We start from the raw sequence: 24,249 nt of genomic DNA, 5'->3' as shown, positions 1-24,249 counted from the left end.
CAGTGTTTTGAACACTATTAGGTTTAGAATAAAATAACCTATGAAGAAAGTACTTTTTATAGATCGTGACGGAACCATTGTTTTAGAACCGGAAGGATATCAATTAGACAGTTTAGAAAAATTAGAATTTTATCCAAAAGCATTCCAGTATTTGGCAAAAATTGCCAAAGAAATGGATTACGAATTGGTTATGGTAACCAATCAGGACGGATTAGGAACCGACAGTTTTCCGGAAGAAACCTTTTGGCCAACTCAGAACTTTATCTTAAGAGCTTTTGAAAATGAAGGAGTTCTTTTTGATGATATTTTTATAGATCATTCTTTACCAGAAGACAATGCACCAACTCGTAAGCCAAGAACGGGAATGTTAACCAAATACATTGACAATCCTGAGTATGATTTAGCGAACTCATTTGTTTTAGGTGATCGAATTACCGATGTGGAATTGGCTAAAAATTTAGGGGCAAAAGCTATTTTTCTGAAATCAGAAGACGATTTGGGAATAGCTGAAATCTCAAGTAAAAAAGAGGAATTAGATGAAGTAATCATTTTGCAGTCTACCGATTGGAAAGTAATCTATGAGTTTTTGAAACTCGAAGCCCGTTCAGCAACTATTTCGAGAAAAACAAACGAAACTGACATTTATATCAACTTAAACTTAGACGGAACTGGAAAAAGCAAAATTGATACAGGAATTTCCTTCTTTGACCATATGTTGGATCAAATAGCCCGCCACGGGCAAATGGATTTGGAAATTACCGTAAAAGGTGATCTTGAAGTTGACGAACACCATACGATTGAAGATACAGCTATTGCTTTGGGGGAAGTTTTTGCCAAAGCCTTAGGGAATAAATTAGGAATTGAGCGTTACGGTTTCTGTTTGCCAATGGACGATTGTTTATCTCAAGTAGCTATTGATTTTGGAGGTAGAAACTGGTTGGTTTGGGAAGCCGAATTCAAACGTGAAATGGTTGGTAAAATGCCAACAGAAATGTTTTATCATTTCTTCAAGTCTTTCTCTGATGGAGCCAAAGCCAATATCAATATCAAAGCGGAAGGAACCAACGAACATCACAAAATTGAAGCTATCTTTAAAGCTTTTGCAAAAGCAATAAAAGTAGCAGTTAAACGTGATACGGAGAAAATGATTTTACCATCAACAAAAGGAATGTTGTAAAACGCTATAAGCATCAGACAGTTTTAACGAACTTGAAACAAAAAAAACATGGAAGCAAAAAAGTTTGCCCAAAAATGGATAGAATCTTGGAACTCGCATGATTTGGATGATATCATGAAGCATTATTCTGAAGATATTGAAATTACGACACCAATGATAAAATTGGCAGCTGGAATTGATAATGGTTCACTCCAAGGAAAAAAAGAAGTGAGAGGCTATTGGGAGAAGGCATTAACAAAGATTCCAGACTTACATTTTGAGTTGGTTGATGTGACATCTGGAGTTAATTCTGTGGCACTTTATTACAAATCGATTATGAATAAAATGGCAATTGAAATCATGTTTTTTGATAAAAATGGATTGGTAAACAAAATGATAGCACATTATGCTGATCTGTAAATTAAAGAACTGTTTCAAGTTTCAGGCAACAGAACCTGAAACTTGAAACAAAACGAACCTGAAACAAAAACTAATGAAAATAGTAATCATAAACTACGGAGCAGGAAACATTCAAAGCATCATGTTTGCCATCGAAAGATTGGGATACAAAGCAGTTTTGAGTAATGATCCGGAAGAAATAAAAGCAGCTGACAAAGTTATTTTCCCAGGAGTAGGGGAGGCTAGTTATGCAATGAAAATGCTAAAACAAAGCGGATTGGATACTTTGATTCCAACACTTAAACAACCCGTTTTCGGGATATGTTTGGGTATGCAATTGATGTGCAACAAATCCGAAGAGGGAAATACAGAAGGTTTGGGCATTTTTGATGTAGATGTCTTTAAGTTTTCTCCTAAAGTAAAAGTCCCTCAAATGGGTTGGAATACCATTTATAATCTAAAATCGGATTTGTTCAAAGGAATTGCAGAGAATGAATACATGTATTTGGTGCATAGCTTTTATGCTCCTATTTGTAAAGAAACCATTGCAACGACTGATTATGAAGTTGCCTATTCATCGGCTTTAGAAAACAATAATTTCTACGGAACGCAATTTCACCCGGAAAAGAGTGGTGATGTTGGAGAGAAGATTTTAGAGAATTTTTTGAAATTGAAAAATTGAAAAATTGAGTTCAGTAAATCTTTAAATCATTTAATTTTTTAAATATTTAAATTAAAAACATGAGAATAATCCCCGCAATAGATATTATAGAAGGAAAATGTGTTCGTTTATCGAAAGGCGATTACAACACTAAAATTATATACAATGAAAATCCGTTGGAAGTAGCTAAGTCATTCGAAGCTCACGGAATCGAATATTTGCATTTAGTAGATTTAGACGGTGCAAAATCTAGCAAAATTGTCAATTATAAAATATTGGAACAAATCGCCACGAAAACAAAATTAAAAATTGATTTTGGAGGAGGTTTAAAAGCGGATTCTGATTTGAAAATCGCTTTTGAAAGTGGTGCAAACCAAATCACCGGAGGAAGTATTGCTGTAAAAAACAGACCCATTTTTGAAAAATGGATTTCTGAATATGGTTCAGATAAAATCATTTTAGGAGCCGATGCTACCAACGAAAAAGTAGCTGTTTCAGGTTGGTTGGAAGATTCAAATGAAGACTTGGTTCCATTTATCAAGGACTATCAAAACAAAGGAATTGAGTATGTAATTTGTACAGATATAGCCAAAGACGGAATGTTAGAAGGACCTAGTTTTGATTTGTACGCTAAAATTTTAGCAGAAGCCAATGGTATAAAATTAATCGCTTCTGGAGGAATTTCCACTTTTGATGAATTACCCAAGCTAGCCGAATTAGGCTGTGAAGGAACCATCATAGGAAAGGCTATTTATGAAGGCAGAATTTCGTTGAAACAATTGGAGGATTTTATAATTAGATAATGAGATAATTTGAAAATTAGATAATTTATGAAACGAAACAAACAATTATCTAATTGACTAATTGTCTAATTAACACATTAAGAAAAGATGTTAACAAAAAGAATAATACCCTGCCTAGACATAAAAAACGGTAGAACCGTGAAAGGTGTTAATTTCGTAGATTTGCGAGATGCTGGAGATCCTGTAGAATTGGCAAAAATCTATTCGGATGAAGGTGCAGATGAATTGGTTTTTCTGGACATTTCTGCGACAGAAGAACGTAGAAAAACCTTGATAGATTTGGTTCGAAAAGTGGCTTCAACTATCAATATCCCGTTTACAGTAGGAGGTGGAATTTCGACTGTAGGAGATGTAGAAGTTTTGTTGCAAAACGGAGCAGATAAGGTTTCTATTAATTCATCGGCGGTAAAGAACCCTCAATTAATAAACGATTTGGCACAAAAATTCGGAAGCCAATGTGTTGTAGTAGCGATAGATGCCAAGCAAATTGATGGCCAATGGATAGTGCATTTAGTTGGTGGAAAAGTACCAACTGAACTGAATTTATTTGATTGGGCAAAAGAAGTAGAAGAGAGAGGAGCCGGAGAAATCCTTTTTACCTCGATGGATAACGACGGAACCAAAAACGGATTTGCCAATGAAGCTTTGGCAAAACTATCTCAATTGGTTAACATACCAATAATTGCTTCTGGAGGAGCTGGAAATATACAGCATTTCACTGATGCTTTTATAGATGGTAAAGCAGATGCAGCTTTGGCGGCAAGCGTATTCCACTTCAAAGAAATTGAAATCAAGACATTAAAAAGAGAACTTAAAAATAACCATATTGAAGTTAGATTATAGAGAAAAGAAAATAGATTTTTCGATCTTTTAATTATTCAATCATTAAATTATAATAATGGATATAGATTTTTCAAAAAGTGCACATGGCTTAATTCCTGCCATCATTCAAGATAGTGAAACTAAAAACGTTTTGATGTTAGGGTACATGAATGCTGAGGCTTATCAAAAAACAATAGATACACAAAAAGTGACTTTCTACAGCCGTTCCAAACAAAGACTTTGGACAAAAGGCGAAGAAAGTGGTAACTTCTTGAATTTGGTTGATATTAAAAACGACTGTGACAACGACACACTGTTGATTCAAGTACGACCAGTTGGACCAACGTGCCACAAAGGAACAGATACTTGTTGGGCGACCGAAAACAAACAAGAATATGGTTTTATTTCGAATCTGGAAAACACCATTAAAACCAGAAGAGAAAACGCTGATTCCGAAAAAAGTTATGTGGCTTCTTTGTTTAAATTGGGAATCAATAAAATTGCCCAAAAAGTTGGGGAAGAAGCCGTAGAAGTAGTTATTGAAGCCAAAGATGATAATGATGAATTATTTTTGAGTGAAAGTGCTGATTTATTATTTCATTACCTGATATTATTACAAGCTAAAGGATTTCAACTAAATGATGTGGTTGATGTTTTAAAAAGCCGTCAGAAGTAAGAACAAATTACTATACTATTTCGCAAAGCCCAATGCCAAAAAATATTTGCCATTGGGCTTTCTTTTGTTATAAAAATCAAAAAAAGTATGTAGTTTTGGTAAAAAAATATCAAATTCATGAAAAAGCATCTTAACCTTTTATTGATTTCATTTTTAATCTCCAATGGATTATTGGCACAAGGATTACTGAATAAGTCGGACACCCATTTTACTCGACAAGATTCTTTAAGGGGAAGCATTACCAAAGAAAGATTATGGTGGGATGTAAAATACTATTCTTTGGATATAAAAGTAAATCCTGCAGATAGCACAATTACAGGTTCTAATACCATTCAATATAAAGTTTTAAAGCCTTATAATGTAATGCAAATTGATCTACAAAGCCCAATGGAAATTACCAAGGTGACACAGAATGGAGTTGCATTAAAATACAAAAGAGAAGGGAATGTCTTCTTCATAACATTAACGGCTACCCAAAATATGGGAGCTGTAAAAGAAATAAAAGTCTTTTATCAAGGTAAACCAAAAGTAGCCGTTAGACCACCATGGGACGGAGGTTTAACATGGAAAAAAGATAAAAATGGAAACGATTTTATTGCTTCTTCCTGCCAAGGATTAGGTGCCAGTGTTTGGTGGCCAAACAAAGATCATATGTATGATGAAGTAGAAGGAATGAAAATTAGCGTTAACGTTCCTAGAAAATTAATGGATGTTTCTAATGGTCGCCTACAAAATGTAATACCATTAAAAAATGGGACTACAACCTATGTTTGGGTGGTCAAAAATCCGATCAACAATTACGGAGTAAATATTAATGTTGGTGATTATGTTTCTTTTTCGGAGAAATATAAAGGAGAAAAAGGTGATTTAGATTGTAGTTACTATGTTTTGAAAGATAATTTGGCAAAAGCAAAGGAGCAATTCAAAGAAGTACCAAAAATGTTGAAAGCTTTTGAACATTGGTTTGGACCTTATCCTTTTTATGAAGATGGTTATAAATTAGTAGAAGCTCCGTATTTAGGAATGGAACACCAAAGTTCAGTAACTTATGGGAACGGTTATCAAAACGGTTATTTGGGGCGTGATTTAAGCGGAACAGGTTGGGGCTTAAAGTTTGATTTTATTATTGTTCACGAATCAGGACATGAATGGTTTGCCAATAATATCACTTACAAAGATATTGCTGATATGTGGGTTCACGAGAGTTTCACCAATTATTCCGAAAGCCTTTTTGTGGAATATTACTATGGCAAAGATGCAGGTTTTGAATATGTTAGAGGAGTTCGAAAAAACATTCAAAATGATAAACCTATTATTGGGCATTATGATGTAAACAATGAAGGATCTGGCGATATGTACTTTAAGGGTGCTAATATGCTACATACGCTAAGACAAATTGTAAATAATGATGAAAAATGGAGAAGTATCTTGAGAGGTTTAAACAGTACTTTTTACCACCAAACTGTAACTACAAAACAAATTGAAGATTATTTGAGTCAACAGGTTGGTATGGATTTGAATACCTTTTTCAATCAATATTTGAGAGATGTTAGAATTCCAACATTTGAATATACCATTCAGGATAGTACTTTGAAATACCGTTGGACAAATATTGTTTCAGGTTTTGATATGCCTGTAAAAGTTGTGATAAACGGAAATGAAGTTGCTTTAAATCCAAAAGGGGAGTGGAGTGAATTTACAAACCCTTCTAAAATTGAAAAGGTAGAAGTGAATAAAGATTATTATGTTTTAAGCAATGAAATGGCAAAGTAATTTTATAATGAGTTTAAGCTTAATGGGATAAAAAAAATGTTAGTCTATAGACTTGCAAAAAAGTGTAGTAAGATTCGAAATTCAATAATAAAAAACTTTGACAGAAAAATTAAAAACAAACAGTCCTGAAAAACTTTATGGACTAGATCATTTACGAGCATTAGCAATTTTATTTGTTTTTCTATTTCATTATTTCATACTTAGTGGCGGGCAGCCAGAATGGTTGCCTGGTTTTGCTAAATTTGGTTGGACTGGGGTAGATTTATTCTTTGTTTTAAGCGGTTTTTTAATTTCTTCACAACTTTTTGCTCAAATCAAACTTGGGAAAGCTATTTCATTTAGATTATTCTTTTTGAAACGCTTTTTTAGAATTATTCCGGCATTTTGGGTTACTGTGGGGTTATATTTTTGTTTCCCAGTTTTTCGTGAAAAAGAATCTTTGCCTCCAGTTTGGAAATTTTTGACTTTCACACAGAATTTAGGACTTAATCTAAAAGACTTTGGAACATTTTCGCATGCTTGGTCACTTTGTGTTGAAGAGCATTTTTATTTATTCCTGCCAATTATTCTGATTCCATTACAGTTTTCTAAATGGTTCAAAAAAGCTTATTGGCTTATCATTGTTTTATTTTTATTCGGTTTTGCAATTAGAATCTACAGTTTCAATAATTTATATCTGCCGGAAATTAATAATGAATATAGCTGGATGTATTGGTATAAATACATTTATTATCCAACTTATAACCGTTTAGACGGACTTTTAGTGGGTGTATCTATTGCTGGAATTTATCAGTTTTTGCCAAAACTTTGGAGTAGGATATCAAAATTTGGAAATCAGTTTTTAATTCTTAGCTTACTTGTTTTGACTGGAGCTTACTTTTTATGTGAAGATAGTCAATCTTATTCTTCCTCAATTTTTGGTTTTCCAGTAGTTGCAATAGGTTATGGATTTATGGTTATTGGAGCAGTAAGTCCAACAAGTTTCTTATTCAAATGGAATTCAAAAGTAACAACTTTTATAGCAACACTTTCGTATGCAATCTATTTGACACACAAAGGAATAATTCATATAACACATCAGATTTTAGAAGATTTTAAAATAGATGCTAATCTGATGCTTGTAATTTGTGTTGTAACTTGTACTGTTGCTGCATTTATATTGAATTTCACGATTGAAAAACCATTTATGAAATTGAGAAACAAAATAATAGATCATAAATAATCAACCTAAGAATATTCTAATTTGTTGAAAACATTGAAGAATTCAATTGCATCAATTATTGAAATCTATTTTGAGATATTCACGTTTTGTTCAGCCTCAATATCAAATAATTGAACTTGACTTTTTAATCTTTCTATCAATAGATTCATCATCCTTTTGTTGAGACTGGATGAATTCTGAATATAGAGAGCGTATTCATCAGTCGTAAACAACCCGATGATCATTCCTTTTAAGGCATTTCTAAACTTGATGTCTTTTTGAATCGCGTTTTCTATAATTGCCAATTTGTTTTCGACAGTTTTAGAATAAAAATCTCTTTTGTACTTGCTGATATAATTCAAAAAAGAAGCGATAAATAAATCGTTCTGTAATTTTAAAATCGGTCTGAGTACTTCATTTTGAAATAGCTCTTCTGAGGATGATTGATTGTTTACATTTCCAAATGATTCCCCTCGAATTTCTTTTATAAAAATATCTCTCTGATTCATCTTGCTTTTTTCTTTAAAAATATAAAATTTACTGTTAGCAATGTCTTAAATTAGCGTTATTAAATAAAAAAATATGCGATTTCATACTAGAAAATGGGTAAAACCTGAAGACTTAAACCCAAACGGAACTTTATTTGGAGGGAAATTATTGGCTTGGATTGACGAAGAATTAGCACTGTATACCATTATACAATTAGAAAATCCAAGAATTGTAACCAAACACATGTCTGAAATTAATTTCAGAAGCTCGGCTAAACAGGGAGATATTGTTGAAATAGGTCTTGATGTTGTAAAATTTGGAACAACTTCATTGGTGTTAAAATGCGAAGTCAGAAATATGATGACTCGCGAAACAATCATTACTATTGATAATACTACTATGGTAAATCTAGGAGAGGACGGTAAACCAAAAGCTCACGGGAAAACCGAAATAGAATATGTTAAAAACAGAATGGGTTAGAAATGAGTTGCTAAGGCGCTAAGTTCTGAGTAGCTAAGATTATACAAACAATCATTGAAAGAAATCCATATGCAGTCTATAAGATTGTATATGGTTTTTTTTAAAAATACGAGATTTATGTAGAATGACTAAATATTTATAAAACTGTTGTATCTGAAAAGCGATTAAGAATTTCCATAGCCTTATCGGTGTCTTTTTTGCCTACAAAAATATGATCATGGTAAAATGCCGCCACAACATTACAACTAATCCCTTCCTGAGATAAAGCTTTAGAAAATGCTGCTGTTAATCCAACTGCTTCAAGTGATGAATGTACAGTAAGAGTAATCCAAGAGGCTACAAAAGAATATTCCAGTTTAAGACTGTCTGCCAATTCTTTTTTGAGTATAACAGTAAAACCTTCAGTTTCTCTGAAAAGCATAACAATAGTATTACTTTCAAAAGTGGTTAAGTCATTTACCAAACAAAAAACATAATCTCCTTCGTTGTGGTAAGGTCTCATTGATTTAAGCAACTTTTCTAAATTCTTTTCTCCTTCCATAAATTTAAGGCTTTACAATATTTTCTGTCGGCATTACGAAAATTTCTAAATCAAAATAGGGAACAGAAGCAAAAATATGATCGAATATATCAGACATAATATATTCATAATTTTCAAAACGTTTGTCTTTAGAAAAAGCATACACTTCAAGCGGAACACCATATGGAGTGGGCTGCAATTGTCTGCAAAGCATTAGCATATCTTTATTCAAACCTGGATATTGTTGCAGATATTGCGTAATATATTTTCGGAATAAACCTAAATTAGTCAAGTTTCGACCATTTATGGCTATGCCTTTATCAATTTTATGATTTCGATTGTAATTGTCCACTTCAGCTTTTCGAGTATCAATATAAGCGCTCAAAAGATCAATTCTTTTTAAATTTATGAGTTCTTGATCTTGCATAAAACGGATACTACTGGCTTTGATGATTATATGTCTTTTGATACGTCTACCGTCTGAGTTAAGCATTCCTCTCCAGTTTTGAAACGAATCTGAACTTAAACTATAGGTTGGAATAGTTGTGGTAGTATTGTCAAAATTTCGAACTTTTACGGTTGCCAGATTAATTTCGATTACATCACCATCGGCACCGTAACGATCCATTGTAATCCAGTCGCCTATACGTACCATGTCATTTATTGCTACTTGTACACTTGCCACAAAACCTAAAATGGTATCTCTAAAAATCAAAATTATTACTGCTGAAACTGCTCCAAGAATAGTTAATAATTCCTTTTGGTCAATATCAAATAATTTTGAGATGATCAGAGCAATTCCAAACATCCACAGCACAATCATGATAACCTGAATAAAGCTATCTATTGGTTTGTCGCTGTATCTGGGAATCAGTTTTAGGTAGTCACGTAAGGAATTAAAAATGGTTCGGATGATCCATAAAAGCAAAAGAATGATATAGATACCAACTAATTTTCCGAAAAAGTCTTCCCAGTATTCAAACTTATCCAAAATTACTGGAACTGACTTGAATACAAAAAATAACGGAACCAAGTAAGCAATGTATTTGGCCGTTTTATTGGTTACCAACAAATCATCAAACTTAGTTTTCGTTCGCTGTGCAACAACAGCCATTATAGTAACCAATACAAATCGGGACACTATATATATACCGTATGCCAAAAAGCAGAGTACAATTATATTGAAGAATAAACTCAAATAAGTCGAAAAATTTCGGCTCAAACCCCAATTTCTGAAGATAGGGTAGAGGAAACTAAAAATGAGATGAATGAGTTTATTCATGCTTTACAAGTATTTATGACTATTTTGGGATTAATTCTAAATCGAAATCTTTGCAGCTTAATTACAAATATTTTTTTTCGACATAAAAAGTACCAAACGGCAATAGTGAAGCAATTAGTATAAAGCTGAAATTTTTAAAATCCCAGTTTTGAGCACTTTTTAATAAAAAAGCCAATAAAACATAACCAATAAATAATACACCATGACTCATCCCGATTGGGTACAGTAATGTTTTGTATAAGTCAATGTGAGTTGGTTTAATAAAAAGCATATTCGAAAATAAAACTAAATAAGAAATTCCTTCCAGAATAGCGGTAATCTTAAAAATCTTGAGCATAAGGAGTAAATTAAGTGTTTAATTATTAAGTGGTAAGAGTGATATAAAAAGAATTAAGTACTAAACTAGAAATTAAATCATTTGTAACACTAAATCCCTAAAATAAAAAAACAAAATTAAGTAATAACATTGATTATTGCAGTATTCAATGCCAAAGTAAATTACTTTTGTATTCTTAAACTTTGAAAATGAGCAAGCGAGATTTAAAAAAATATTTAAACGAACTCAATAAAGAACAATTAGAGGAACAAATCCTCGAATTGTATGAAAAATTCAGTCCGGTAAAAGTGTACTATAATTTTGTATTTAATCCAAAAGAAGAAACACTGTTACAGGAATGTAAGCTCAAAATCTCTAATGAATATTTCCCTGTTAAGACGACAGGAAAGAGAAAAAAAGCAAAGATGAGACGTTCTGTAGCTCAAAAATACATCAAACACTTTATACAATTGGGAGTAGATCCATTTGTGATTGCAGATGTAATGCTTTATAATATAGAAATTGCTCAAGCTTTTTCTGCAGAGAATACAATAAAGCAGGAATTATTCTATAAAAGTATGTTCAATTCCTTTGAACAGGGAATAAATTTTATTATTTCGAATGGAATAATAGCGGAATTTAAAACTCGAATCAAAGAGATTCATCATCGTGCTTCAGAACAAAAATGGTATAACGAACCTGATTTTAAAAGAATTATAGAACAATTTTATTAGTAGGTAATATCCTCTAAATTAATATTATTTAATCCGCCCTATAATTTTTAATTAAATTTTAGTAGAATAACTGTTTTTTAGGCGTATTTTTGCAAAAATCCAATAAAAAATAATGCATCAGGACACTTTAGAAATTGAAATTGAAAGCAGAAAAGAACTTTACGCTTACCAACAAGGAGATATTGACGCCATTTTTGAGCGTATAGATAATGCTCCGCCACAACACCATTTATTATATCAATTGCCAACCGGCGGAGGAAAAACAGTAATTTTTTCTGAAATCGTTCGTCGCTATTTATCTCAACACAATAAAAAAGTTGTTGTGCTAACACACCGTATAGAGTTGTGTAAGCAAACTTCAAAAATGTTAAAAGGTTTTGACGTAAAAAATAAAATCATAAACAGTAAAGTAAAAGAACTTCCAGACCAAAACGAATATTCTTGTTTTGTGGCCATGGTCGAAACTTTGAAAAATCGTATCAATGACGAAAAATTGCATTTAGACAATATTGGTTTAGTAATTATCGATGAGGCACATTATAATTCCTTCCGAAAATTATTGAAATCTTTCAAAAATGCATTCATTCTTGGAGTAACAGCTACGCCTTTAAGCTCCAATATAAAATTACCAATGCACCAAAGCTATAATGAACTAATTGTGGGAGACACCATTAATTCATTAATAGAAAACGGTTTCTTGGCAAGAGCAATTACCTATAGCTACGATGTTGGGTTAACATCATTAAAAGTAGGAATCAATGGAGATTACACCGTAAAATCTTCGGATGATTTATATACCAATATGGCCATGCAGGAAAAATTATTGCATGCCTATACCGAAAAATCATTGGGCAAGAAAACCTTGATTTTTAACAACGGAATCAACACTTCTCTTTATGTATATGAAACTTTCAGGGAAGCAGGCTATGGCATACGCCACCTTGACAACACCAGTAGTAATGAGGAACGAAAAGAAATCCTGCATTGGTTTAAGCACACTCCAGATGCGATTCTAACTTCTGTAGGTATCCTTACCACTGGATTTGATGAGCCAACAGTAGAAACCATTATATTAAACAGAGCAACAAAATCATTGACATTGTATTTCCAAATGATTGGTCGTGGTTCTAGAAAATTACCTGGAAAAGATGAATTTTCGGTAATTGATTTGGGTAATAATGCCGCTCGTTTTGGATTGTGGAGTGATCCGGTAAACTGGCAGCATATTTTTAAATCGCCCGAATTTTATTTAGAAAATCTACGTGATGACAACGAAATTGAAATGCATTTCAAATATTCGATGCCTGCAGATTTACGCGCAAAATTCAGCAAAACAGCCGATGTTACTTTTGATGTTGATGAAGAACACAAACTAGCAATCGCTCAAAACTTAAGATCTAAAGTGGTTTTGGATAAATCAATTGATCAACATGCCGCGATGTGTGTGGATAATACTGAAGAATTACAGGAAGCCAAAGCACTTTCAAAAGAATTGGAAGCTGATATTGAAGACCGTGTTAAGCGCTTCTCAAAATGTCTTAGCCAATGTAGCAAAAATTATAGAGAATGGCTGTTAGATGATTATAAACAGAGACTTCTTTTATTGATAGGTAAAAAATACCGAGAGAAAGTTATGAACGAACTGGATTAATAATTTTGCATATCCAATAGAGACGCACTGCTGTGCGTCTCTACAATTTTATAAAATAAAAAAACAGAAAAAATGTCAAAACAATTCTCAGATTTAGGAATTTCAAAAGATATACTAAAAGCGATTACCGAAATGGGAATTGTAAATCCAACAGAAATTCAGCAAAAAACCATTCCGTTACTTTTGTCAAATAACACAGATATTGTGGGACTTGCCAAGACAGGTACGGGAAAAACCGCTGCTTTTGGATTGCCATTATTACAATTGATAGACACTGAAGTTGCAGCTGTACAAGCCGTAATTCTAGTGCCTACAAGAGAATTGGGTCAACAAATTTTCAATAATCTGGAAAGCTATGCTAAATATCTTCCAGATGTTTCTATAGCGGCCATTTGTGGAGGAATTCCAATTAAGCCACAAATAGAACGATTAACAGAACCAACCCACATTGTAGTGGCAACACCAGGTCGTTTGATCGATTTAGTACAACGCAAAGCAATTAGCTTAAAAGAAACTAAATTTTTAGTTCTCGATGAAGCCGATGAAATGGTGGCTATTCTTAAAGATGCTTTAGACGAAATTATTACCGAATTTCCTAAAAACTATAGAACCTTTTTGTTTTCGGCTACAATGCCAGGAACCATTAAGCAATTAATCCAAAATTACCTTAATAAGAATGTAGTTCAGGTAAGCGCAAACATGGAAACAGCAGGTAATCAAGGGATAGATCACAACTATATTGTAGTAGATCCTATTGAAAAACTAGATGTATTAATGCATTTCCTAAATACAAAAGAAGGGGAACGTGGCATTATTTTTTGTAAAACCAAAGCAGCTGTCAATAAGTTAGCCAAAAATCTGGCCATCAATAGATTTTCATCAGGGGCATTACACGGAAGTTTGTCACAAGGAATCCGTGATAGAATCATGGAGCAATTTCGCGAAGGACACATCAATATTCTAGTAGCGACAGATTTGGCAGCAAGAGGAATAGATGTTAAAGAGATTTCTTATGTGGTAAATTACCATTTGCCAGATGTTTATGAAGTCTATGTTCACCGTAGCGGAAGAACAGCTAGAGCAGGTGCCAAAGGACTTTCTTTGACTGTTTTACAACCTGAGGAAGCTAATGAAATTGTTGATTTCGAAAGAGAATTGGGTATTCAATTTTCTGAATACAAGAAGCCGTCTGTAGCGAGTATTGAAGAAAATAATACACTTTTATGGGCAAAACAAATCTTCAAAACCAAACCAAATCATGATGTTGATGCCGAATTGAAGACAAAAATAAAAACCATTTTTCATCATCTGACTAAAGATGAATTGATTGAAAAATTGTTGGCTAATTATTTGTTGCAAAACAAAATTGAATTAGAGAAACCCGTTAAAAAGCAAAAAAGGAACTAATTATTTATAAGTTTTTTAATATTCTAAATTTTATAACATCCATAAATAGCGTATATTTATGGATGTTATTTTTTTAATACTATCATAAAAAAACAATATGGAAATTGTAATAATAGGTGGAGGTTTTGCAGGAATAAATTTAGCCAAAGAACTAGCAAACCAAAAAGACATTCATGTAACCCTTGTAGACAAAAACAATTATAATTTCTTTCCACCACTGATTTATCAGGTAGCAACTGCCTTTTTAGAACCTTCAAGTATCAGTTATCCTTTTAGAAAATTTTTTGTTGGCAAAAAGAATCTGCAATTTCGCTTGGGAGAATTGCAAAAAGTAATTCCTGCGGAGAATAAAATTGTCCTCAATAATGGCGAATTGCATTACGATCATTTAGTTTTTGCAACAGGAGCTGAAACGAGTTATTTTGGAATGGAAAATGTCAAGAAAAATGCCATTCCGATGAAAACACTCAATGATGCCATTGAGATGCGCAATGCATTATTAAAAAATCTGGAAAAAGCTGCTATTTGTAAGGATATTCATGAGCGCAGAAAACATTTGACAATTGTTATTGTTGGAGGTGGTCCCACAGGAGTAGAAGTTTCCGGAATGTTTGCTGAAATGCGAAAAAATATTTTGCTCAAAGAATATCCGGAATTTCAAACATCAGTCAGCAATATTTATTTGGTTGATGGAGGTGATGCCTTATTATCACCAATGAGTAAGGAATCACAAGTAGATACTCTTGAAGCGATAACTCAACTTGGAGTAATAGTCAAACTAAACACCCGAGTGGTCGATTATAAAGACGATATCGTTTATTTTGCAGACGGAAAAACCATACAAACCAAAAATTTAATCTGGGCAGCTGGAGTTTCAGCAAAAGAATTTGAAGGAATTCCAGCAGAAAGTTACGGTCGAGGCAAACGAATGGCTACAGATGCATTCAATAAAGTAAATGCTACGGATAATATCTATGCTATTGGGGATACCTGTATCCAACTTAGTGATGAAAATTTCCCTGGAGGACATCCGCAAGTAGCGCAAGTGGCCATTCAGCAAGGGCTAAATTTGGCTGAGAATTTTAAATCAATGGTTCAAAATAAACCACTTAAACCATTTAAATACAATGACAAAGGCTCTATGGCTATCATAGGGAAAAAGAAAGCGGTTGTTGATTTACCAAAACCAAAAATGCATTTCAAAGGATTTCCGGCTTGGATGATTTGGTTATTTGTGCACCTAATGTCCTTGATAAGTTATCGTAATAGATTAAACACTTTTTACCATTGGATGATTGCTTATTTTTCTAAAGACCAATCATTACGAATGATTATTAGACCGGAGAAAAGAAAGAAAGATGAGGCATAAGCAAAATTTCGTACCTTAGAAGTTTATACAAGATTTTTAAATTCAAGTATTTATAAATGAATATTTTAAATAAGATTCAGAATATTAACTAAAATTAAAAATTATGAAAAAATGTATCATGTTATTTCTTTTTGCAAGCACAATTTCATTTTCACAAACGATTACTTCCAAAATTGAGCCTGTGAGTATTGATCAGTATGAATTTATTAAAAAAGTTAATCAGTTTTATCCAGACATTCCTCTTACGAAACAAATAACAAATTTTTATACTGATGGAAAATTAATTGATTCTAAGCAAGAATTTGATTTAAAAGGAACTGATTTTATTTCTTATAATTTAGGAATTGGACCTTATAACAAAAGAATGGTATTTGATTACACAACGAAAACTGATGGAAAGTCTCATGGAGAAATTTCTCTTTTTAAAGGAGACGTTTATAAAACCATTTATTATGATGACAAAAATCAATTTGAAGTTTTTTTAAATGGTAAATCTGTCTTTCTAAAAAAATACTAATAAGTTTGTCAATTCTATAAAATCACCATAACAAGGTGATTTTATCAAAGTATAAAAATGAACTATAATTTATATTATGTAAAATAGAGTTTTCTAAAACCTACACCATTATAGTATTCAATCTATTTAAATTTCAAATGAATGATGTATCATACGTCGCTTATTTCCGAAAAGTTTTAAAAAAAATAATTTTATGCGATTCTCAGTAAACGATACAAACTCATTTTAAAATTCTAAACGCATTTATTAGATAAAAAAAAATCATCGCCATAACGGCGATGATTTAAAAAAACTTTATGCAAAACTATTTTACATTAAAACCAATATTCCAAGAATCCCAACTTAAAGTCACGTTATTTGGATTTATTGCATAAATCAATTTTTCAGTCATTGATTTAGATTTTGTTGGTTTAACAGTTACACGAAGCTGATCGTTTTTTTGATTATATTTATAAGCTCCCCATTGTTTAGCTTCTTTATTAAAAATGACAACACATTCTTTTTCATTTGGAATTACAAAGAAAGAATATTTACCTGCTGGCAATTTAGAACCTTCAATCGTAATGTCCTTGTTGGTTTCAAATGTGGTAGCTTCATTGGCACCAGCACGCCAGATATCGTTGAAAGGAACTAATTCTCCCCAAATTTTTCTTCCTCTTACGGATGGACTTCCATAATTGATTTCAATGGTTGCACCATTTATTTTTCCAGTAGCCTTTTCAGGTGGACTCAAAGGCTTTTCCTGTGCATTAACAAATGCCGTAACAAAAACTGTTGCAAGTAATAATAATACTTTTCTTGATAATTTCATATGATTAGTTTTTTGATTATCACATAAAATTAGGACAACTTCAATATATTTATTTAGATTTTGTATTATTTTTATGAAAAATTTAACGATTCTAAAATTTAATTGCATTCCTACAATTATGTCTTCTTTTTAAGGGTAATTTTATTATTTTTACTGTCCATACATTATTTCAAACTATGAATACAATTGCTGAACATATTGCTGATTTTTTAAAGGAATACCCGCCATTTGACAACTTGACTTTTCAGGAATTGTCAGAAATAGCCGCAAATATTCGCGTTATAAATTTAGAAAAACACAAAACATTATTTCAAATAAATGATGTTTTACATGATTGCTTTTATGTAGTAGCATCAGGTACTGTCAATTTATCTGTAATTTCAGATGCAGAAGAGACATTGTTAAACAAATGTCATGCTGGTGATGTATTTGGATTACGTCCGTTTTTTGCCAAAAACAATTATATGATGACTGCAAAAGCCCGCGAAGAAAGTGTAATTTATGGTATTCCTATAGCCACTTTCAGACCTTTTGTTGCCAATAATCCGAATGTATTAAATTTCCTTTTAGAAAGTTTTGCTTCTAATACCTGGAATCCAAAAGATAAAGAGAATTTTAGAGGAAAATTAGCTTCTGACAATTTTTTCTATGCAGAACAAAAAAATGAAATGCAATATTTTCAGTCTCTTACCTACAATAGATCTCCTCTTGTTGTAAGTGCTGCTGATAATGCAAAAGAAGTTGCTTTGCGTATGACTGAGAATCTCTCAACGAGTGCGGTCATTTGTGAGAACAATTTGCCTATTGGGATTGTAACCAATACGGATATGTGTTCAAAAATAGCTTCAGGTTTGTTTCCTATAACTATTGCTGTAAACTCTATCATGTCATCTCCGGTGGTTACAGTTGTAGAAAATGTTTCTTTGGCGGAAGCCCAATTGCTAATGCTGAAAAACAATGTTAGTCATTTATGTGTAACCCATGATGGTACAGATAAATCAGTTGTAAGAGGGATAATATCTGAGCATGATCTAATTGTTGCTCAAGCAAATAATCCAGGCGTTTTAATAAAAGAAGTCAAAAGATCGCTAAACCCAAAAGAATTGAGACAAATTCGAGAGCGTTTAGCAGAATTGATTCAAAACTCAATAAATAAAAATATTCCGCTTTCGCATATCAATAATATTGCGAGTGAGATAAATTCTGCCATTTTAAAACGTGCTGTAGAAATATCTATTTTAGAATTAGGCTCTCCTCCTGCTCGTTTTTCATGGTTAAGTATTGGTAGTCAGGGTAGAAAAGAACAATTGTTGCTTACGGATCAAGATAGTATTTTGGTATTTGAGGATGTACCTTCTGATAAATATAGAGACGTAAGAGATTATTTTTTAAAGCTAAGTAAAAAGACCACTTTGATACTTGAAAAAACAGGCTATGAGTTATGTCCAAACGGACATATAGCTAGTAATATGTTATGGTGTAAATCATTGACAGACTGGACTAAACAGTATGATAGTTGGATAAATACTCCAGGTGAAAATAGTAATAATTTGAGTAGTATTTTCTTTGATTTGGATTTGGTTTTTGGTGAGAAAAAAATATTTGAAGCATTAGAGAATAGAATATTTGAGAGTATCGAAAATAATTCTCTGTTTTTTGATTTTTTAGGAAATGACGCTTTAAGAAAAAATGCACCACTTACTTTTTTCAAAAAATTTGTTCGTGAAGAAGAAGAACCAAATAAAGATAAGTTCGATATAAAAACCCGAGCATTGATGCCACTTATTGATGGTGCCAGACTTTTTGCGTTGCACTTTAGCATAAGAGGATTTAATAATACTTATTTAAGATTTAAGCAATTAGCTATTATTGATCCTAAAAATGCCGATATTTATCTTAATTGTGCAGAAGCATTTCTAGTTTTATCAAAATTTAGAGTTAATGAAGGTTTGAAAAATGAAAATTCTGGGCAATATATAAATTTAGATGAATTGACTAAACTGGATAAAGAGAAATTAAAAAATGCTTTTAATCCAATGAAAGATTTAGAAGAATTAATAAAAAGTAATTTTAAACTTACGCAATTCTCATAATAATGTTAGACTGGTTAAAAAATATAAACAAAGAGTATCCTGATTTTTGGAAAACTTATTTATCTAAGTTTGAAGAAAAACCGAATCGATTTGTTGTTTTTACAACTGAAACTACTGGACTAAATCCTTATAAGGATGTGATTTTGTCTATTGGTTCATTTGCGATTGTCAAAAACAGCATTCATATTGGTGATAGTTTTGAAACGGTTCTTTTGCAGTATAAATATCTTCATGATAATGGCTTGTCTAATGAGTTTATTATAGAAAGCAGAATGAAGAAATTAAGTGAACCTGATGCTATTCAAGCGTTCATTGATTATATAGGTAATTCAGTTTTAATAGGCCATCATATTGACTTTGATGTAGAAATGATCAATGTTAGTTTAGAAAGATTGGGCTGTGGCCGATTAAAAAACGAAGCATTAGATATTGACGTAATGTATAGAAAACTAATTGATGCTAATGATAAGCAATTTTCATTAGACGAATTATCAGATATTTTTAAATTACCAAAAACATACCGAAACACTCCCTCAGAAGATGCTTATACAATGGCCTTGTTGTTTTTGAAACTGAAGTCAAGATTGGGTATAAAGTAAAATTTCACTCGAAAGATATTTCGAAAGCTGACTTATATTGTCGAAATGATTCTCTGATAACGACCGTGATGCGTTATAGATACAGGACTCACGTTATTTGAAACGGGATTTACTAAATATGGAATTCCGTTTTCTTTTTTTATAGTTATGTCCGTTTCTAAAAGTTTTATTTTTTTGAAATATTCTTTTTCTAATACGGCAACCGAATAAATATAGCTACTTGTGATTTCTGTTTGGGTATAAAAAACAAAGTCATCAATAGAAACTGTTCCAGTATTTGCACTATCATAATAACACACGAATCGTAACGGGAAAAAACCTCTAATTCCCGTTTGGCGGTTATAAATTTTATAGCAAGCCTCCTTCCTGCTCCATAAATTCCATACCATATGGTCTTTGTTTTTGGAATTTTGAATCAATTGCTGCTCATTTGGAGAAAAAATTTTATCCAAAAAGCGGTTTCTTTTCCAATTGCTTTCCTTGAGAGCTAAATCTAGATCTATAATGTCATTTCCAATCATTTTTTTAATAATTCAGCTTCAATAATACCTATTGCCGCTTTTACATTGACCATTTTTTCCATGGATTCATTATCGATAATAAGGTCGAATTTTTCTTCGATATCTAAGATAACATCAACCAAATTAGCCGAGTTTATTTTTAAATCATTAATGAAATCCGTTTCTTCTGTAAGATTTTCAAAAGCTTCTTCATTTTGAGAGTACGGTTTTATGATATTCTTTAGCTGTTCTATTGTTGCTTCTCTATCCATATTCTTTTAAAATTAGTTCTATATTGTTCTTTTATTAAATGTTAGGATTATATTTCTTAAAAATAATACATCCATTTATATCTCCAAAACCAAAACTGGCTTTTGCAATAATATTTATGTCTTTTTCGATTAACTGACAAGGAATTTTTGCTGCATCAATATAAGTGGAAATTTCAGGATGCAAATCTTCACAATTGATATTAGGAAAAATAAATCCTTGTTGTACTTGCAATACAGTTGCAACACTTTCTACACTTCCGGAAGCCGACAAACAATGTCCTACCATTGATTTCAGTGAATTGATATAGGGAAAATCAGTTCCTTTTCTACCTAGAGCAGTGCACCAATTCATAATTTCCAGACTATCTTTTGAAGTAGCTGTTAAGTGACCATTTATAGCATCTATTTCTGCTGCAGAAATTCCTGCGTTTTTTATAGCGTCTGTTATGCATTTTTGAACTGCTACCGGATTTGGAGCTGTCATTGATCCGGGGCCTCTTTGTCCACCAGAATTTACATTTCCGCCCAAAATCTCGGCATAAATGGTTGCGCCACGTTCTAAAGCAGTTTCTAAATCTTCTAATAATAATGCTCCTGCCCCACTTGACGGTACAAATCCCGAAGCGCTAGCCGACATTGGTCTGGAGCCTTTTTCGGGAGAATCATTATGTTTGAAAGTGCATACTCTCATTGCATCAAAACCTCCCCAAATGTAGGGTCCGGAATCACTGGTACTTCCTGTAAGCATTCGCTTTGCTTGACCAGATTTAATGCGTTCGTAGCCCATTAGAATACTTTCAACACCGGTTGTACAAGCCGAAGAATTGGTTGTTACTTGATTGCCTAGGCCTAGTTTTCCTCCTAAATATGCACTTATACCACTATTCATAGTTTGTGATACACTTGTACTGCCTAAACCTCGTGTTTGTAATGCATCAATTTTATATATGCTTTCACGAAATTTATCAATACCTGACGTTCCTGCTCCAAAAATAGTTCCGCTGTCCCAATTAGGGTCTTCAGTAAGTTCCATAGACAAACCTGCATCTTTCCAAGCATCAATCCCGGCTATGACACCGTATAAAATACCAGATGCATTGAAATTTCGTAATTCCAATTCTGTAAAGTAGTTCAGGGCTAATTCAGTAGGTATTTCTGGTTTTCCTGCAATTTGGCATGCGAATTTTAAACTTTCTAATTCTGAGTCAAATTTTATCCCTGAAATTCCATTTTTTATGGCATGAGTAAACGCATCAAGCCCAACTCCATTTGGAGCAGCTATGCCAAGACCAGTTATTACAACACGATTTTTCAACATTTATTTTTAATTTAAATATTTTAAAAAAAATTAAATGATTTAAAAATTGAAAGATTTAAAGATTTGTAAATAAATTCGGCAATCATTCAATTTTTCAATTTTTTCAATCTTCTAAAATCATCCCTGCAATTGTTCCATTACAAACCACTTCGTCTTTCTCATTTTTCATGCTTACTTTGCATTTTAGTTTACCAAATCTAAAATATATTTTTTGAGAAATCACCGTTACTTTTTCATTGGGAAAAACGGGTTTTAAAAATTCAATATCCGTTGATGTTAAACCTATTGCAATATTTGAATTCACTTTTTTATTTAATAAAAATATCCCCAAACATACCAATCCAATTTGAGCCATGACTTCTGTTAGAATAACTCCAGGTGTAACTGGTTTGTCTTTAAAATGTCCTTTGTAAAAATCTAAATCTTCATCAAATGTATACTCCCCTTCTACCCCTTCCTGATCAATTCTAATAATTTTGTCTACAAACAAAAACGGTTTAGAATACGGTAATTTTGATAGTATTTCTTTTTCTTCCATCGTTTTACAATAGGATTCATTTTTATTTTAAAACTTCAACAAAACCCTTTGAGCTGAGAATCCTGGACCAAAACTCAACATTAAACCAATTGAGCCTTTTTTAGGATAATTATCCATAAATCGTTCCAAGACATATAATACTGTTGCGCTAGACATATTTCCGTATAATCTCAAGACTTCTTTCGTGTCTTCTATGTTTTTGCCTAAATCTGAAAAAAGATCTTCAACCGTTTGCAAGATCTTTTTCCCTCCAGGATGAAAAATCAAATGATCGATATCTTCTATTTTTAAATTGTTTTTTTCTAAAAAAGGATGAATTATGTCAGGGAAATGTGAGGCTATTGTATCTGGAACATCAATATCCAATACCATTTTCAATCCAGAATTAACCAGTTTAAATCCCATCATATGGATGTTATCGTAAAAATGATACATCTCTTCGGCAATTATTTCCGGTCCTGTTTCCTCTTCGCAGGAAGACAGTAAAACGCAAGAGGCTCCATCTCCAAAAATTGCAGCACTTACAATATTTACCATCGAAAAATCATTCAATTGAAATGTTGCCGTTGGGCTTTCTACTGCAATTACAGCGGCTTTTTTTCCTGGATTTGCCAGTAGAAAATTCTTCGCGTATATAATTCCGGATATTCCTGCAGCGCAGCCCATCTCTGTTACTGGTAATCTTACAATATCCTGACGCAATTTTAAACTATTGATTAAGTAAGCATCCAATGAAGGTATCATGATTCCTGTGCAACTAACCGTAATGATATAATCTAAATCATCTGGCTTCCAATCTGCTTTTTTCAAAGCTTTATCTAATACTTTTTCGCCTAAATCAATTATTTCCCGAATATAAATATCATTTCTCTCTTCAAAAGAAGTGTTTCCAAAAACTTCAAGAGGATCCATAATAGAATATCGTTTATCTACAGCTGCTCCCTCGAATATTTTTTTTACTTTCTTAATAAAGCGATCTTCTTGCCCAACCAGCCATGAATCCAGAAATGGAATAATCTCCTGAGTAGTTCTGGAATACTTTGGCAATTGTTTTGCAACACATTTTATTTTTACGCTCATTGATTTCTTTTGTTGATTTCTGATTTTATTCGATAAAAAATGCTAACCTTTTAAACTGTATTCTTTTCAATAATCCATTGGTAACGAAAAGCCCATTTCCATTGAATCTTATGATTATTAAAATTCAATGCTTTTGAAAACCGAACTAATTCCTGTTTTTTAAAGCCTCTCAAAATCGACGTTAATCCATCTTCACACGGCATGCCTTCTAATTTAAATACCAAACATAGAAGTTGAAATAATCTATATGCAATACTGCTTCGTTGTAAATCATTTATTACTATACCTAATCTTGTGTTTGAATCAAAAATGGTTAGCAAATTTGATATTTCGTTGTTTTTAAAATGATGTAATGTTAATGTACACAGCATTATATCGCACTTTATCTCTTTAAAAGAATCACTAAAAATATCCTCACAGCAATAGTTTATATTTGGATATTTTACGGATAATTGTTCAGCATAATTTATTGTGTATCTATTGGCATCGATTCCTATTAATTTAAAATTCAAATTGTTTTCAGCACCATAATCAGCTAATCTCCTCAACATGTCTCCATTCCCGCAACCAACGTCTACAATTGTAATTTGATCCGATTTGGGCACTTTCGAGATTAATTTTTTCACTCCTTGCAAAGTGAGTTGGTTACCTCCCAGTAACTGATTTATTTTGGCAATTTTATTTAACGTGTCTTTTAAAGCATCTCCTTCTAAATTAAAATCGTCCATGATTTCAGATTTATCGGTTCTGTGCTTGGTATTTATATACATTCTTGAAATGGG

The 24,249-nt window shown here is 32.3% G+C and carries 27 protein-coding genes; 16 read left to right on the top strand and 11 right to left on the bottom strand.

Going from position 1 to position 24,249, the window contains the following annotated elements; all coding sequences use genetic code 11:
* Positions 1–40 precede the first annotated feature (40 nt).
* The 8 genes from hisB to OZP08_RS13825 all read left to right on the top strand — a co-directional run bounded on the left by hisB (position 41) and on the right by OZP08_RS13825 (position 7,512).
* Positions 41–1,177 carry a bifunctional histidinol-phosphatase/imidazoleglycerol-phosphate dehydratase HisB gene (gene hisB, locus OZP08_RS13860; protein WP_268846683.1) on the top strand — a complete coding sequence of 379 codons (1,137 nt, stop codon included), beginning with the start codon at positions 41–43 and terminating at the stop codon, positions 1,175–1,177.
* A gap of 48 nt (positions 1,178–1,225) precedes the next feature.
* A complete protein-coding gene (locus tag OZP08_RS13855; protein ID WP_268846682.1) occupies positions 1,226–1,576 on the top strand; it encodes a nuclear transport factor 2 family protein in 351 nt (116 codons plus the stop codon).
* Positions 1,577–1,649: 73 nt separating this feature from the next.
* On the top strand, positions 1,650–2,237 hold the full coding sequence (gene hisH / locus OZP08_RS13850; RefSeq protein WP_268846681.1) for an imidazole glycerol phosphate synthase subunit HisH: 588 nt from the start codon (positions 1,650–1,652) through the stop codon (positions 2,235–2,237).
* A 59-nt stretch (positions 2,238–2,296) separates the two neighbouring features.
* Entirely contained in the window at positions 2,297–3,019 is a 723-nt protein-coding gene (gene hisA, locus OZP08_RS13845) for a 1-(5-phosphoribosyl)-5-[(5-phosphoribosylamino)methylideneamino]imidazole-4-carboxamide isomerase (protein ID WP_281322120.1), read from the top strand.
* Positions 3,020–3,106: 87 nt separating this feature from the next.
* A complete protein-coding gene (gene hisF / locus OZP08_RS13840) occupies positions 3,107–3,862 on the top strand; it encodes an imidazole glycerol phosphate synthase subunit HisF (protein ID WP_268846680.1) in 756 nt (251 codons plus the stop codon).
* Between the two features lie 55 nt (positions 3,863–3,917).
* A complete protein-coding gene (gene hisIE / locus OZP08_RS13835) occupies positions 3,918–4,517 on the top strand; it encodes a bifunctional phosphoribosyl-AMP cyclohydrolase/phosphoribosyl-ATP diphosphatase HisIE (RefSeq protein ID WP_281322119.1) in 600 nt (199 codons plus the stop codon).
* A 117-nt stretch (positions 4,518–4,634) separates the two neighbouring features.
* Positions 4,635–6,290 carry a M1 family metallopeptidase gene (locus OZP08_RS13830; protein WP_281322118.1) on the top strand — a complete coding sequence of 552 codons (1,656 nt, stop codon included), beginning with the start codon at positions 4,635–4,637 and terminating at the stop codon, positions 6,288–6,290.
* Positions 6,291–6,387: 97 nt separating this feature from the next.
* Entirely contained in the window at positions 6,388–7,512 is a 1,125-nt protein-coding gene (locus OZP08_RS13825; RefSeq protein ID WP_268846678.1) for an acyltransferase family protein, read from the top strand.
* Positions 7,513–7,577: 65 nt separating this feature from the next.
* On the opposite strand, the gene OZP08_RS13820 is transcribed toward OZP08_RS13825, so the two are convergent.
* Positions 7,578–8,000 (bottom strand): glyoxalase, encoded by a 423-nt coding sequence (locus OZP08_RS13820; protein WP_268846677.1) that lies wholly within the window; start codon positions 7,998–8,000, stop codon positions 7,578–7,580.
* A 73-nt stretch (positions 8,001–8,073) separates the two neighbouring features.
* Here OZP08_RS13820 and OZP08_RS13815 point away from each other — a divergent pair, with 73 nt between their 5' ends.
* On the top strand, positions 8,074–8,460 hold the full coding sequence (locus OZP08_RS13815; RefSeq protein WP_268846676.1) for an acyl-CoA thioesterase: 387 nt from the start codon (positions 8,074–8,076) through the stop codon (positions 8,458–8,460).
* 136 nt (positions 8,461–8,596) lie between these two features.
* Here the strand turns inward: OZP08_RS13815 and OZP08_RS13810 are convergent, their stop codons facing one another.
* From OZP08_RS13810 to OZP08_RS13800, 3 genes are all read right to left on the bottom strand, one after another.
* A complete protein-coding gene (locus OZP08_RS13810; protein ID WP_281322117.1) occupies positions 8,597–9,001 on the bottom strand; it encodes an ACT domain-containing protein in 405 nt (134 codons plus the stop codon).
* 4 nt (positions 9,002–9,005) lie between these two features.
* Positions 9,006–10,262 carry a mechanosensitive ion channel family protein gene (locus OZP08_RS13805; RefSeq protein WP_268846674.1) on the bottom strand — a complete coding sequence of 419 codons (1,257 nt, stop codon included), beginning with the start codon at positions 10,260–10,262 and terminating at the stop codon, positions 9,006–9,008.
* A gap of 61 nt (positions 10,263–10,323) precedes the next feature.
* On the bottom strand, positions 10,324–10,599 hold the full coding sequence (locus OZP08_RS13800; protein ID WP_268846673.1) for a DUF3817 domain-containing protein: 276 nt from the start codon (positions 10,597–10,599) through the stop codon (positions 10,324–10,326).
* A gap of 188 nt (positions 10,600–10,787) precedes the next feature.
* Here OZP08_RS13800 and OZP08_RS13795 point away from each other — a divergent pair, with 188 nt between their 5' ends.
* From OZP08_RS13795 to OZP08_RS13775, 5 genes are all read left to right on the top strand, one after another.
* The gene (locus OZP08_RS13795) at positions 10,788–11,312 is read left to right on the top strand and encodes a DUF6155 family protein (protein ID WP_281322116.1); all 525 of its coding nucleotides are present in this window, start codon (positions 10,788–10,790) and stop codon (positions 11,310–11,312) included.
* 112 nt (positions 11,313–11,424) lie between these two features.
* Entirely contained in the window at positions 11,425–12,963 is a 1,539-nt protein-coding gene (locus tag OZP08_RS13790) for a DEAD/DEAH box helicase (protein WP_268846670.1), read from the top strand.
* 72 nt (positions 12,964–13,035) lie between these two features.
* Entirely contained in the window at positions 13,036–14,370 is a 1,335-nt protein-coding gene (locus tag OZP08_RS13785) for a DEAD/DEAH box helicase (RefSeq protein WP_281322115.1), read from the top strand.
* A gap of 97 nt (positions 14,371–14,467) precedes the next feature.
* Positions 14,468–15,739 (top strand): NAD(P)/FAD-dependent oxidoreductase, encoded by a 1,272-nt coding sequence (locus OZP08_RS13780; RefSeq protein WP_268846668.1) that lies wholly within the window; start codon positions 14,468–14,470, stop codon positions 15,737–15,739.
* 103 nt (positions 15,740–15,842) lie between these two features.
* Entirely contained in the window at positions 15,843–16,256 is a 414-nt protein-coding gene (locus tag OZP08_RS13775) for a hypothetical protein (RefSeq protein ID WP_268846667.1), read from the top strand.
* A 304-nt stretch (positions 16,257–16,560) separates the two neighbouring features.
* Here the strand turns inward: OZP08_RS13775 and OZP08_RS13770 are convergent, their stop codons facing one another.
* On the bottom strand, positions 16,561–17,067 hold the full coding sequence (locus OZP08_RS13770) for a DUF2911 domain-containing protein (protein ID WP_268846666.1): 507 nt from the start codon (positions 17,065–17,067) through the stop codon (positions 16,561–16,563).
* 176 nt (positions 17,068–17,243) lie between these two features.
* On the opposite strand from OZP08_RS13770, the gene OZP08_RS13765 reads away from it, so the two are divergent.
* Together OZP08_RS13765 and OZP08_RS13760 are read left to right on the top strand one after the other, a co-directional pair.
* Positions 17,244–19,160, top strand: a complete 1,917-nt coding sequence (locus tag OZP08_RS13765) for a DUF294 nucleotidyltransferase-like domain-containing protein (RefSeq protein WP_281322114.1) — start codon at positions 17,244–17,246, stop codon at positions 19,158–19,160.
* Positions 19,161–19,162: 2 nt separating this feature from the next.
* Entirely contained in the window at positions 19,163–19,759 is a 597-nt protein-coding gene (locus OZP08_RS13760; protein WP_281322113.1) for a 3'-5' exonuclease, read from the top strand.
* A 32-nt stretch (positions 19,760–19,791) separates the two neighbouring features.
* On the opposite strand, the gene OZP08_RS13755 is transcribed toward OZP08_RS13760, so the two are convergent.
* From OZP08_RS13755 to OZP08_RS13730, 6 genes are all read right to left on the bottom strand, one after another.
* Positions 19,792–20,280 (bottom strand): 4'-phosphopantetheinyl transferase family protein, encoded by a 489-nt coding sequence (locus OZP08_RS13755; RefSeq protein WP_268846664.1) that lies wholly within the window; start codon positions 20,278–20,280, stop codon positions 19,792–19,794.
* The gene (locus OZP08_RS13750; protein ID WP_268846663.1) at positions 20,277–20,531 is read right to left on the bottom strand and encodes an acyl carrier protein; all 255 of its coding nucleotides are present in this window, start codon (positions 20,529–20,531) and stop codon (positions 20,277–20,279) included. Before OZP08_RS13750 ends, OZP08_RS13755 begins: the two co-directional genes overlap by 4 nt.
* 34 nt (positions 20,532–20,565) lie before the next feature.
* Complete coding sequence (locus OZP08_RS13745; RefSeq protein WP_281323610.1) at positions 20,566–21,846, bottom strand: beta-ketoacyl-[acyl-carrier-protein] synthase family protein; 1,281 nt, start codon at positions 21,844–21,846, stop codon at positions 20,566–20,568.
* A gap of 106 nt (positions 21,847–21,952) precedes the next feature.
* The gene (locus OZP08_RS13740; RefSeq protein ID WP_268846662.1) at positions 21,953–22,387 is read right to left on the bottom strand and encodes a 3-hydroxyacyl-ACP dehydratase FabZ family protein; all 435 of its coding nucleotides are present in this window, start codon (positions 22,385–22,387) and stop codon (positions 21,953–21,955) included.
* Between the two features lie 27 nt (positions 22,388–22,414).
* Positions 22,415–23,467 (bottom strand): type III polyketide synthase, encoded by a 1,053-nt coding sequence (locus tag OZP08_RS13735; RefSeq protein ID WP_281322112.1) that lies wholly within the window; start codon positions 23,465–23,467, stop codon positions 22,415–22,417.
* A gap of 50 nt (positions 23,468–23,517) precedes the next feature.
* Positions 23,518–24,237, bottom strand: a complete 720-nt coding sequence (locus tag OZP08_RS13730; RefSeq protein ID WP_268846661.1) for a methyltransferase domain-containing protein — start codon at positions 24,235–24,237, stop codon at positions 23,518–23,520.
* Positions 24,238–24,249: the final 12 nt, after the last annotated feature.

The sequence above is a fragment of the Flavobacterium aestivum genome, from assembly GCF_026870175.2.
In the GTDB taxonomy this organism is placed as follows: Bacteria; Bacteroidota; Bacteroidia; order Flavobacteriales; family Flavobacteriaceae; genus Flavobacterium; species Flavobacterium aestivum.
This window is presented reverse-complemented; position numbering and strand designations above follow the sequence as displayed.